The sequence below is a fragment of the Acinetobacter sp. genome, from assembly GCF_041919735.1.
In the GTDB taxonomy this organism is placed as follows: domain Bacteria; phylum Pseudomonadota; class Gammaproteobacteria; order Pseudomonadales; family Moraxellaceae; genus Acinetobacter.
The window spans coordinates 1-12,487 of sequence record NZ_JAYRTF010000032.1; the positions used below are offsets into that span (position 1 = coordinate 1).

General features: G+C 45.9%; 10 protein-coding genes and 1 pseudogene. 6 read left to right on the forward strand and 5 right to left on the reverse strand.

Annotated elements, in window-relative coordinates; genetic code table 11:
- Positions 1-352: 352 nt before the first annotated feature.
- The 4 genes and pseudogenes from ACE3T3_RS14630 to blaOXA all read left to right on the forward strand — a co-directional run bounded on the left by ACE3T3_RS14630 (position 353) and on the right by blaOXA (position 3,281).
- A complete protein-coding gene (locus ACE3T3_RS14630; protein WP_374668200.1) occupies positions 353-1,039 on the forward strand; it encodes a Smr/MutS family protein in 687 nt (228 codons plus the stop codon).
- Positions 1,040-1,134: 95 nt separating this feature from the next.
- Positions 1,135-1,683 (forward strand): GTP cyclohydrolase I FolE, encoded by a 549-nt coding sequence (gene folE / locus ACE3T3_RS14635; protein ID WP_374668231.1) that lies wholly within the window; start codon positions 1,135-1,137, stop codon positions 1,681-1,683.
- Positions 1,684-1,885: 202 nt separating this feature from the next.
- Positions 1,886-2,245, forward strand: a complete 360-nt coding sequence (locus ACE3T3_RS14640; protein ID WP_374668202.1) for a cupin domain-containing protein — start codon at positions 1,886-1,888, stop codon at positions 2,243-2,245.
- Between the two features lie 208 nt (positions 2,246-2,453).
- Positions 2,454-3,281 (forward strand): annotated as a pseudogene (gene blaOXA, locus ACE3T3_RS14645) (class D beta-lactamase).
- Positions 3,282-3,503: 222 nt separating this feature from the next.
- Here blaOXA and ACE3T3_RS14650 read toward each other — a convergent pair.
- The 5 genes from ACE3T3_RS14650 to hemE form a co-directional block, all read right to left on the reverse strand.
- Complete coding sequence (locus tag ACE3T3_RS14650) at positions 3,504-4,874, reverse strand: diguanylate cyclase (RefSeq protein WP_374668204.1); 1,371 nt, start codon at positions 4,872-4,874, stop codon at positions 3,504-3,506.
- Between the two features lie 375 nt (positions 4,875-5,249).
- Positions 5,250-7,166: a DUF4105 domain-containing protein gene (locus ACE3T3_RS14655; protein WP_374668206.1), complete on the reverse strand. Its 1,917-nt coding sequence runs from the start codon at positions 7,164-7,166 to the stop codon at positions 5,250-5,252.
- 84 nt (positions 7,167-7,250) lie between these two features.
- Positions 7,251-7,721 (reverse strand): DUF3015 family protein, encoded by a 471-nt coding sequence (locus tag ACE3T3_RS14660; RefSeq protein WP_374668208.1) that lies wholly within the window; start codon positions 7,719-7,721, stop codon positions 7,251-7,253.
- Between the two features lie 149 nt (positions 7,722-7,870).
- Positions 7,871-8,674 carry a DUF817 family protein gene (locus ACE3T3_RS14665; RefSeq protein WP_374668210.1) on the reverse strand — a complete coding sequence of 268 codons (804 nt, stop codon included), beginning with the start codon at positions 8,672-8,674 and terminating at the stop codon, positions 7,871-7,873.
- A 30-nt stretch (positions 8,675-8,704) separates the two neighbouring features.
- Positions 8,705-9,775: a uroporphyrinogen decarboxylase gene (gene hemE, locus ACE3T3_RS14670; RefSeq protein WP_374668212.1), complete on the reverse strand. Its 1,071-nt coding sequence runs from the start codon at positions 9,773-9,775 to the stop codon at positions 8,705-8,707.
- 203 nt (positions 9,776-9,978) lie between these two features.
- On the opposite strand from hemE, the gene ACE3T3_RS14675 reads away from it, so the two are divergent.
- Positions 9,979-11,205 (forward strand): L,D-transpeptidase family protein, encoded by a 1,227-nt coding sequence (locus ACE3T3_RS14675; protein WP_374668214.1) that lies wholly within the window; start codon positions 9,979-9,981, stop codon positions 11,203-11,205.
- Positions 11,206-11,354: 149 nt separating this feature from the next.
- A complete protein-coding gene (locus ACE3T3_RS14680) occupies positions 11,355-12,458 on the forward strand; it encodes a hypothetical protein (RefSeq protein WP_374668216.1) in 1,104 nt (367 codons plus the stop codon).
- The last annotated feature ends 29 nt before the right edge of the window (positions 12,459-12,487 follow it).

The window sequence follows — 12,487 nt, forward strand, 5'->3', positions numbered from 1 at the left end:
TCAATTACGCAGAATAATTCGGTACTATTGAACATTAGGACTAGAGTTGTGAGTTTTGTGTGGTAACTCAACTGATGGCTCTAGTCCTCTTATTTTCAAGTTTATTTCTTATCCGCGATTCGGGTTACTTAACCCAAGCAGATAAAAATGGCTGGCCGCAAGCTCAAGAACGTTGAGGCATGTTAGATGAAGTTTGACGACTGATAAATGAATATCTAGATTAAACTTTTTTTAATATTCACTACTTGAACCAAATAATCCTTAAAGCAAAATTAAGCTATCTCAGTTCAAATCCAGGCCATTTCGGACTATAATTTAGCAATATATTTTGCACTCTCCCTGTTTTTCTATTATGAGCAAACACGATTCTTCGCTGTCCAAAGAACAATATAACTTACTGAATGCATTTAAAAAGCAAATCAGCAAGCCGGCGCCCGCGCCAGAACCGGTTGCGCCTATAGAAAAAACACCCGAACAGGAACAGCAGGAAGACTTAGACTTTTTCCGCAAACAAATGCAAGGCGTGCAAAAAATGGCGGCTGGCAATACCGCAAAAACCGTCAAAACGGCCGTCAAACGAAAACCGGATGCGCAGACCTTAGCAAAGCGCGCAGCAGCGATTGGTCCAATGGAAACGGATGATGCCTTGCTGTCTGATACGCAAGCCATGCTCAATCCTGTGGCAAGCCAAGCCAAGCTGAGCTACCGCATTGCCACCCTGCAGCACCGCGTTTTTGAAGATTTGAAAGCCGGAAATTTGCGCTGGTTTGAAGCTGTAGACCTGCATGGCTGCACCATTGAAGATGCGCGCAGCGCTGTGCTGCAGATTATTCAAATGGCCAAGGACAACAATGAAAATGTGCTGAAAATCGTGCATGGCAAAGGGCCTGAAGCCATTTTAAAAACCCATGTCAACAGCTGGCTGCGTCAGCACCGCGATGTGCTGGCCTTTGTCAGCGCGCCTGAAAATCAGGGCGGAACAGGCGCAGTGCTGGTCTTGCTGAAACGCGCGGAAAAAAATCCAAAGTTCAAACAGTAATCGGATTTTTCCTTAAATGGAGGCATTGCAATAGTTTTCTGCTACAATGCCGTCCTTGTTCAATCTCTCAGTGTAAGTGAACACGTCTTATGTCTATGCAGCAATCCTACGCTAACATTCTTACTGCCGTTGGTGAAGACCTTAATCGCCCAGGTCTAAAAGATACGCCTATGCGTGCTGCTAAAGCCTTCTCCTATTTAACATCCGGCTACAGCCAAACATTGGAAGAAGTGACCAATAACGCAGTCTTCCCTTCTGATAACCGTGAAATGGTGCTTGTCAAAAATATCGAGTTCTATTCACTCTGCGAACATCATTTATTACCTTTTTACGGCCGTGTGCATATTGCCTACCTGCCTGAAGGCAATGTTTTAGGCCTGTCTAAATTTGCCCGCATTACCGAAATGTTCGCGCGCCGCCTGCAAATCCAAGAAAATTTGACCCAGCAAATTGCTGAAGCGGTGCAAGAAGTGACAGCTGCACGCGGTGTTGCCGTCGTGATTGACTCTGCCCATATGTGCATGATGATGCGCGGTGTCGGCAAACAGGAATCGACCACCCGTACTGTTTCTTTTGTTGGCGATTTCAAAACCAATAAAGAAGAACGCCGCGAATTCCTCAGCGCTGTGCCTGAAAGCTATTAATCAGCTGCAGATATAAGGAAGCAGCTGATGTGCCTGCCTGATAATTTAAATACTGGCGCAGGCCATCCATAGCAGCTGCACACTAGCCCTAACGAATGTTGGGGCTTTTTTATTTGCCAATAATCGCTACACTACGCGGGTTTATTTCTAAATCGTATTTTATTCATCGATTGATCATTCTGAGAAATTCAAGGCAGTGCTTATGTCAGCAATATGGTTAGCGGGTCAAGGTCAAACCCAAAGCGAACGTGAAGTAGATTTTCCGCGCAAGGAGCGCCTCGTTCAAGGCAACCCAGAACGGCATACCTACAGCCTGTATGAACATCCCAATATGGACTGCGGCATTTGGCACTGTGAAGTAGGCGCTTGGAATATTGTGTTTGCAGAAAACAAGCAGGAATTTTTTACGGTAATTGAGGGCCGTGTGCGCATTCATCATAAACATTCGAATACTGTGATTGACGTTGGCTCAGGCGAAGCAGGCATTATTCCGCCGGGTTTTGAAGGCACGTTTGAAGTTGTTGAAGCGGTAAAAAAATACTACGTCAATGTGCAAGTTTAAGAGCGATGGTAAAACACTGAACCTTTCACAGCGGCATTTTAAAGACTGGTTTTTCAGCATCATATTCAGTGAATGAATTTCAGCCTGCATTGATAGCCCTCAATCGCAGGCTGAACATCGGTTCAGTTACAGATTCATCACATGAATAGCGCTGTAATTAAATGATTTTACAGGAATAGTAATTTCAGCCATCTTCAGAGTTCAATGGATGAACCCTTTAATCAAATTCTGCGGCCTTTGCCTGCCGATCATGCTTCTCAATGCCTGTGCTGATGCGCCGCTGTCCAATGATCCGCACTCCTATACCAGCCATTTGACAAATGCTGCGACCATCCGCAATGTGTTTAATCAAGCCAATACTAAGGGTGTTTTAATCATTCAAGATGGTGAAGAAACGCATGTTTATGGCAATGCCGTGCAGCGTGCTGATCAGCAATTTATCCCCGCCTCCACCTTTAAAATGCTGAATGCGCTGATCGGCATTGAGCATCAAAAAACCTCACCAGATGAAGTATTTAAATGGAATGGTGAAAAACGCAGCTTCCCGGCCTGAGAAAAAGATCTGAGCTTGGCGCAAGCTATGAGCGCATCTGCAGTACCGGTTTATCAGGAGCTGGCGCGCAGAATTGGTTTGGAACTGATGGCGCAGGAAGTCAAGCGGCTAAACTTTGGCAATGCTGAAATTGGCACGCAGGTGGATAATTTTTGGCTAGCCGGCCCCTTAAAAATCACCCCAAGGCAGGAAGCCGAATTTGCCGATCAGCTGGCGCACTCGCAATTGCCATTCAGCAAGCAGGCGCAGCAGCAAGTGGCAAAAATGCTGTTCATTGAACGCCTCAATGATAAATCTCTGTATGCCAAAAGCGGCTGGGCCATGGATGCCGAGCCGCAAGTAGGCTGGTATACCAGCTGGGTTGAAGATAATAAAGGCAAGATTACTGCATTTTCATTGAACATCGAAATGGCCAATGAAACGCAGGCGGCTGTCCGCAAAGAACTGGTGATCAACAGCTTAAAACAGCTGAAGATTTTATAGGCCCAATTTCAGCATGTTGCTGCAGTTCTGCTGATAACAATTGTGCGCAGCCATCTTAAAAACCATGGACGGCAAAAAGTACAGAACCCTAATTTTCAAGATGAAAAGCTAAAAATTCAGCAGAACAACGGCTGCAGCCAGCGCGGCTGTTTAATGATCCATTATCGCTGAAAATGAAAAACTGATTGCAGGGCCGCATGGCTAGGCTCAACTGCAAAAATATTAAACTTGCGACAAATAAACATTATTGCGTCCGCTATTTTTAGCCGCATACAGCGCCGCATCCGCTGTATCCAAAAAGCGCTGATAATCCGGATGTCCATCATACAAAGCGCAGCCTATGCTGACTGTAAAATTAAAATTGACACCGATATTCGAACGGATTGCAGTTTCCTGCACCCGTTTCCGGATGCGCTCAGCAATCTCGTGGGCGCGGCTTAAATTGCTGTCCACCAGCAGCAGCAAAAACTCTTCACCGCCAATCCTGAATGCATAGTCACTGCCCCGCACCGTCTCCAGCAGCACTTCGCCAATAAACTGCAGCGCCAAATCGCCTGCAGCATGGCCATATTTATCATTAATCCGCTTGAAATAATCGGCATCAATCGCCAGCAAAGACAAAGGTGAATGATTTTTCCGGGAGAAATTCACTTCACGCGCAACAATCGTGTCTAAATAGCGGCGGTTCAGCAGCTGCGTCAAAGCATCATTGCCCGAATCAATATATTCCGCGACTTGAAACAGCTGATCAATCAAATGCTGAATTTCACGATTTTTTTCACGTATCTGCTGAATCAGCTGGATCTTATCTTCGCGCTGCTGAAGCTGCTGCACATCTGCATTCAGCTGATCGACTGCATAGATGCGCTGCACAATTTCTTCCACCGGTTCAGACCCGCCAAACGCATAAGCCGCTTTATGAATAAACCATAAGCCGAACTCTGATTTGGATAAAGCGGCATGCATAAAACGGCTGGAATCAGAAAAGACTTTAAACATCAGCTCATTTTCCCAATCCAGCAAGGAACTGCGCTGCTTGTCTTTTTGAACCGAAACATCCTGCATGGCGGAAAATAAGCGGTAGGTATGTTTAATATCGTTATTTTTTTCAATATTGACTTCATAGGAACGGCACATGATTTCTGCACTGAAACCCAGCAGCTGCACTATATAATCGGTCATTTGAAAATGCAGTTCATCATTCTGCTGCCTGCCGGCAAGAAGGCTGAAAACCTTCTTGTTGATTTCACGGATACCCCGCATAATCAGCCAGGATGGAATACCAATCCGCGCATGCACTTTCCCGACCATTTGATGTTTGGCCGCGACCTCTTCAAAATTTCCGGACAACGGCGCATTAAAGCTTTCCAGCAGCCATTGATTCAGCGTTTTGGTCAGGCGGTTTTGCACCATATCATCCGATAAAAAAAATGACGCTTCTTTTTCCAGCAGCATATTTTTGTAGAATTCTAAGACTAGAACTTCAGCATGCTGCTGGATGAACTGGAACGTCTCCTGAAGCATCTGCGATGAATATTGATTGCAAATTGATTGCCATTGTTTCGCAAGCATAGCGATGCTTTCAGTATTCATACTTCGAGTTCCAGCAAGGGCTATTGCCCCAAAAATTAAATGATAATTCACAAATTATACACAAATATGTGAACTGTATAGAATTTGTTTATATTTTAAGACAATATATTATTGCTTTATTTTTTTATGTAAAAATGATTTTAATTTTATAATATATGCGTTAGGCAATGAATTAACCGCAGTGCTCTCCATGCAAATCACGCATGATGGGCGGCTTATGCATAAAAACGGCAGGCCATGGCAAACAGAGATAGCATGAGATAAGCAGCCGTATTTTTTCCAGCAATACGCGCTATCGACCGCTCTAAAACATGCCGATCTGCACAGGATATGGATTCAATATGCTGTATAGCCGAATCATTTCAGCGCGGCAGTTTAAAAATAATGCACCAGCTCCATTCCGGCTTTATTCCAATCCAAACCGTTCTGCTGCTGGTATTCCCAGTTAAGCCGCAGCGCATTTTGCGGATTCAGCGCATACTGAATATGGCTGTTTAACCTGAAATTCCATTGATTTTGATCTGCCCAATACGGCAGCTCGACTTGCACCAAACTGTTGATTTTCTCTGACCAGATATTCTGACAGCCCAGCGCCGGCCCTGCCCCTGCGCGCCAGCCCTGATCCAGCGCCTGACTGCCTTGCAGATGCAGTTGCAGCTGCGCATAGCACAGATGCGTGCGTTCATCATTCGCCCAGCTGTAGCCCGCCTGCGTATTCAGATTGGCTGCGCCATGCTGCTGCTCATCGCTGAACTGCCCGTTGTCCTGCAGCGCCTCCTGCTGCCAGCCAAAATTAAAGCCCCAAGACAGCGGTGTTTTAAATGGTGTAACCGGGTTGTATGAATTGACCGATAGAAAATCAAAATGTTCCAATTTCAGCCGATCCTGACGGTATTGCAGCGCCCCATCCCAGAACATCAGCTGTGTTCCCGTGCGGAAACCGCCCTGCGGGTCCATCAGGTCATGATAGGCTTGACGGTGGCCCAGTTCAAAAAATGAATCGCCTTGAACTTGCCCGGCTTTCAGCGAGATATTTTTGGCATGATGCCCTTGCGTCGGATCTGCAGCAGGGCGCTGCGCATCCTTGCGCTGTTTATCCAGCTGGATTTCACTGCGCAGAACCAGCAGCTGGCGCAGGCGCGGCTGGGCAAAATCCCCCTGCACTTTGCGTGAAGTTAAATGCAGATATAAATCGTCATAGGCCATTTCCAAAATTTTAGCCCGCTCCATTTCAGTATAGGGCGCCAATTGCCCAGCCATCTGCGCAGGTTCTGCGAATGCCATTTGATGCGCCGTTTTGGCCAATGCTTGGCCATGCTGCCGGGCCTGCGCCAGCAGCTGGGTTTCCAGTGCAGGACGGTACACCGTATCCGCGACTAAGCCTTGCCGCTCAACCGCGCGTATGGTTTCTATGGGAATCGCATCGACTATAAATTGATCTTTCAGATTCAGCTCAGGCCGCACAGCATCCAGCAAGCCCAGCAAACGGTAGGCGCAATTGTCACTGACAAAATAATAAGGGAATGTGACTTTCTGCATTTCCCAAATATGCTTGACTAAAAATTGCGTCTCCGCTTCCGATAAATTCAGTTCATATTCCCACAAATCACGGCTTTCAAAATCGCCATATTCCTTCACCTTGCGGTAATACGGCATCAGGGAATATTCACCGGGATACTGTCCAGTCAAGCCTTTCCATGCAAATGACCAGCCATCGGCATTGGCTACGGTCGCGGCATAATTAATAGCATAGGACACCAGATTCAGCTGTTTCTGATTTTCAGGATCAATCCGCAGCAAGGTATGGCCAAACATCGAGCTGGGATTGCCCATAAAATCTGTGGCATAAATCAATGTGGCTTTATAGGGCTTAATTTTTCCAAACCAATCATCCAATTCAGGACATTGCACTGCCGGCAATTGCTCTGGCTGTATTTGCAGCTGGGTCATCAGCCATTGGCTGCGGGCAGGAAAACGGCAGCGGATTGATTGATTTGGCGCTGTGGGCTGGAATAGCGCTTGAATATCCGCCTGCAATTCCTGCTTCACATCATGCTGGCCTGCTGCTGATAGAAAATAACCGGCATAGCTGACTTCACTCTGCCCGCGTGCATCGGCATACATCAGCCTTTTCCATGTGGCCTGTTCTGCCAGCTGCATCTGCTGCGCTTTAGCGGCATAGGCATCTGCTGTGCGGGCATCCGCTGAATCTTCATCTGTTTGAATTATTTGGTTTTGGGCAGCAGCCAAACTGGAGACAGCAAAAATACAGCACAACGCAATTAATTTCATGAACGCCTAATCATCTGGAAAAATTTTCAATACCTGCAGAGACAGCAAAACCCTGCCGGTCTGACAGGGTTTTGCTGAAACCGCTTAAACGTATGCTTTTAATACGTCATCTTGCGCCATCACATTTTGCAATGAAGCCAGCACTTGAACAGAAGAGGTGTTTTCAGCTGAATAAATTTTCGCGAAATTGGCTTTAGAGACTGCAAAGAAATGCGCTTTATCCGCCGCTTTGATATTCAACAGCTCCGCCAGCACGTTTAAGCTTTCGCCTTGGCCTACCGCCATGTCACGCGCTAAAGATTCAGAGTTTTCATTGGTGAAAGTCACCGCCTGCGCAGTTACTGTGCCTGTGCCGCTACAGCCTAACGTACCGAAAGTAATACCGAATAGCTGGTTGGCAAACAGACCGTTGGTTGTCGCCGCTAGAATTTTTGGAACTTTACCTGACTGGCCAGCCCAAACTTGAGAACCAATACCGCAGCCTGCGTCTCGGTCAGCGAAAGCAGCGGTAGAACCTGCCGCCAAAACTGCAGCTAAAGCTAATTTTTTTAACATAGCGCTTCTCCAGGAAATTATTTCCAATGTTTTTAATTATTAAAAAATGTACACATTTTCTTGTACTTTTGCAGATTACCGTTATATGACAAGGAACGCAAAGCAAATTTACCCTAAAACTCTGTTTAAATAATAAACTATTGTTTAGACTATTTTTTTAATGCCCATGCGCCATTTTCCAAGCGTGTGCCCAAAATTTTCAGCACCAGCACCAAACTGAGCAGCAGCAATAAATACCATGATCCCAGCTTGCCCCAGCCCACCATATGCCAGGCATCGACCTGACTCGGATACAGCCAGATTTTATAAAATGTGCTGATATTTTCAGCAATCCATATGATAAATGCCAGCAGCATCAGGATCGGCAGCATCGGCAGCTGAAATTGATGCTGCTGCAGCTGGAACTTAATTTTGGTTTTCCAAAAAATCACCGCACTCCATGCAAATAAAAGCATGCGGATATCCGGCACAAAAAACTTGCTCATAAAGTTGATGTATGACAGCAGCGCCAGACACAGCATATTGGCAAAGCTGGGCAGCTTTTCAAAAGAAACCTGATAAAGCCGCAGTGAACGGGCAAAGAAACTGCCCACAGCCGAATACATAAAGCCGGCAAATAAAGGCACCGTCAAAATTTTAAAGACTGCAGGCTGCGGATATTGCCACGAGGCGATTTGCGGATGGGTCAGGAAAATTTCCATGACCATCGCCATAATATGGAACAGCGCAATCACTTTCGCTTCCGCCCACGATTCCAATTTCAGATACAGCAGGCAAGCCTGAATTATCAGCGCATAAAACAGCAAATAGTCATAACGGAAAAAGCCATAAAATTCATGGCTGCCCATTGAAGCTGTCAGCACGAACGCCAGCAGCAGCAATATCCCAAATAAGGCAGCCGAAGCTGCCTTATAAGAGAATTCAAAACATGATTTAAACACAGAGATCAACATCGAATTCCAAAACGCCCAAATAAGTCCTGATTAAAGATATTTCGCGCTGTATTCATGCACGGTATCAATAAAGGCTTTTGGATTGGCCGGATCAACCCATTGAGTGATGCCATGGCCTAAATTCGCCACATAGCCAGTTTTTTCACCATTGGCATACGCATCATCCAGCATCGCTTTGGTGGCTTTTGCGATGGACTCCGGCGTGCCGTAAAGGGTTGCTGGATCTAAATTGCCTTGCAGCGCTGCGCGCCCTGCAACGGTTTGACGCGCAGCATGTAAAGGCGTTGTCCAATCCAGGCCGAATGCGTCTGCACCTGTGGCAATCATCGGTTCCAGCCACTGTCCGCCGCCTTTGGTGAATAAAATCACCGGAATTTTACGGCCGTCCTTTTCACGCTTTAAGCCGGCAACAATTTTCTGCATATAATTCAATGAAAATTCGATATATTCACGATGTGCCAATGCCCCGCCCCAGCTGTCAAAAATCTGCACAGCCTGCGCGCCAGCGTCAATTTGCGCATTCAAATAATCGATAACAGCCACAGCTAAACGGTCCAGCAAGGCATGCAGCACTTCAGGCTGCGCGTACATCATCTGTTTAGTAAAGCGGAAATCTTTGCTGGAACCGCCTTCAACCATATAAGTGGCCAAAGTCCATGGACTGCCAGAAAAGCCGATCAGCGGAACTTGGCCGCCCAAAGCAGAACGGATCGCGCTCACCGCATTCATCACATAGCCGAGATCTGACTTTGCGTTAAATGCCGGCAGATTGGCAACATCCTGCTCTGTACGCACGGTTTTATGAAATTTAGGGCCTTCGCCTGCTTCAAAATATAAACCTAAGCCTAACGCATCCGGCACAGTTAAAATATCCGAAAACAGAATCGCTGCGTCCAAATCATAGCGGCGCAGCGGCTGCAGGGTCACTTCACAGGCAAAGTCGGTATTTTTGCACAAAGACAGAAAGTCCCCGGCTTTGGCACGCGTTTCGCGGTACTCTGGTAAATAACGGCCAGCTTGACGCATCATCCATACCGGTGTGGCATCTACTGGCTCGCGCAGCAATGCACGCAGGAAACGATCATTTTTTAGGGCCGTCATTTACTCTTCCATCTATTTTAAACTTGGCAACATCATAACAAAATCCCTTCAAATTGAGTAATTTCTTGGAAATTGAAAAATCAATTATTATTAAAGATGAATATGATATTTACACAAAACAAATACTGCATCAGCTAAGATTTTCTGCAATACTTGCAAACGTTTTTCACATTGTAAATGAATAATTCTTAAGGTTGAGTTACATGTTCGTTCGCACAATGCTCGCAATGAGCCTAAGTTGCATATTTGCGGGTACAGCTTTCGCCGCAACTACTGCTGAACAACCATTAAATCCAAAAGTTATTACGGATGTCGCTGTTCAAGACCCTATTGATCCGCTTGCTGCCGATTCGGCCTCATCTGCAACTGCACAAATTACGTCGCAAGAACAACAAGACTTAAATAAAGCGTCTCAAACACTCAATGATCTGCAAAAAACTGAAGATCAAACCGCAGATGTCGGCGAAGCTCCCGCAGCGAAGACCGCACCTAAAGCGTCTGCTGGCAGCACCTCTGCAGCCAAAGCCTCTTGGACCCTGGACGGCTTGAACAATGCGCAATGGTTTGAAGATATTGGCAAAGGCCAATTCCCTGTCTATGCGCGCGCGCACGTCATGCTGAACAATGCGCATGCTTCTCCGGGCGCAATTGACGGTTCAAGCGGCAAAAATACCTTAAAGGCCATCGCTTCATTCCAGCAAATGAGCGGCCTGAAACCGACAGGCACACTGACGCAAGAAACCTGGAATGCATTGCTTGCACAGCAAGGCAGCAAGCCGGCATTTATTGAGTACACCATTACCGATGCGGATTTGAAAGGCCCATATGCCAAATCTATTCCGCATGACTACGCGCTGCAAGCCAAAATGCCTGGCCTGTACTATACCCGCGTAACCGAAATGCTGGGCGAAAAATTCCATATGGATGAAGATTTCTTAAAGAAACTGAATCCTAATGCGACGTTCAAAAAAGCCGGTGAAAAAATCATTGTTGCCAATATCCGTAATGAAGTGCCCGAAGACATCCATTTGATCGTGGCGCACAAAGGCGCTAAACAGCTGTATTTATTTAACAGCCGCAACCAAATGATCGGCTCATTCCCTGCAACCATCGGCAGTTCAGACACGCCGTCACCGACAGGCACATATAAAGTGACGGGCGTTGCGCCAAATCCTTGGTACAGCTATTCACCAAGCAACTTTGTTCAAGGTAAAAACTTGAAAGCGCTGTCTTTGCCGCCTGGTCCAAACGGCCCTGTCGGCAACATCTGGATTGGCCTGAGCAAAAAATCGTTTGGTATTCACGGCACACCGAACCCTTCAGCGATTTCGAAAACAGCATCACACGGCTGTATCCGTTTGACCAACTGGGATGCCAACGACTTGGGTAAAAAAGTGAAATCCGGCGTCACTGTTAAATTCTTAGAATGATGAATTAAAGTCATTTATTGAGGTGTTTCAGCTTAGCGCTGAAGCGCCTTTTTTACATCCTTGATAATAAATATAAATTTTTTAATATTACAATTCAAAATCTTAGCTGTTTAAAAACACATAATCATAAATTATTTCCGGATTGCTTAATGATGCTTTATTTTTCAAAAAATTATATTTTAAACGCCTCGCTGGCCTTGGCTTTATTGACGTCTATCTCAGGTCTAAGCCACGCTGAACTTGAAATACAAGTGCAAAATGTCATCCATATTGAGGCAGAATCAGATAATGAAGATGGTTCGATCTATCCTGAAAATTGGTCTGATCAGAAAAAGATTCGGGATGAAAAATACAATCCGCATGCAGATCCGTCACAGTACTTTTTAAGAAATGCCCGCTATTTTGTCATTAATGGCCAAAATACCGTGCGCTACTATCCGCTATCAGAATCAGCCAACCCGGCGCTGCTGTATACCAGCGTGGGCAATAAAAATTATTTTGCCCTCGTTCAGTCTTATGGCGCCGCCATGCAGCCGATTATCCTCAAGCCGCAATTGCAGCATCAGCTCAAAGACCATCAGCTGTTCAGCATTCAGCCGCACGATAAAAACCTTGTGCTGATTTTCCGCAGCCGGTATTTCCATACGCCTGCGGAAATGGCGCGGAATATTGCATTAAATCCAAATTTTAAAAGCCATTTTTACCGCAGCAGTTATGAAATCATTGAAGTGACCAAGCAGGGAAAAATCCTGCACCGCACTCAATTTACTGCGCCATCACTGGAAAACGGCCTGGGCTTTGGCCCGAAATTGAATGAGAAGACCGGTGATTATGAAAACAGCAGTATTGAATATACCACCAGCACGCCTGGGGTCTATCAGACATTGAACCCGTATAATATTGAGTACAGCTATATATATGCGCATGGAAAATTAACCAAGCACACCGAAAACCGCCTGCTGACTCCGAGCGAACGGGCAGATATAAAAACAGATCACGGCGGTGTAAATGCTGAAAACATGCAAGATGAATATGCTGAAGCCAATAAAGGTCAGGCGCCGGCATCCAGCAGCTGCTTAGATGATTACTGGGTTTACCATGATAAGGCCGCAGCTCAAAATGTGCATTGGGGCAACCCTTGGCTGCAGCGGCAATCTGCATTATATGAAAATTTTTTAAAGGATTATGCAACCGGTAAAAGCTACAGCTGGCCGCAGTTCAGACAGCGTTTTTGCAATTTGAAACAGCCTTAATATAAAGGCAAAATTCATCTCAAATATGC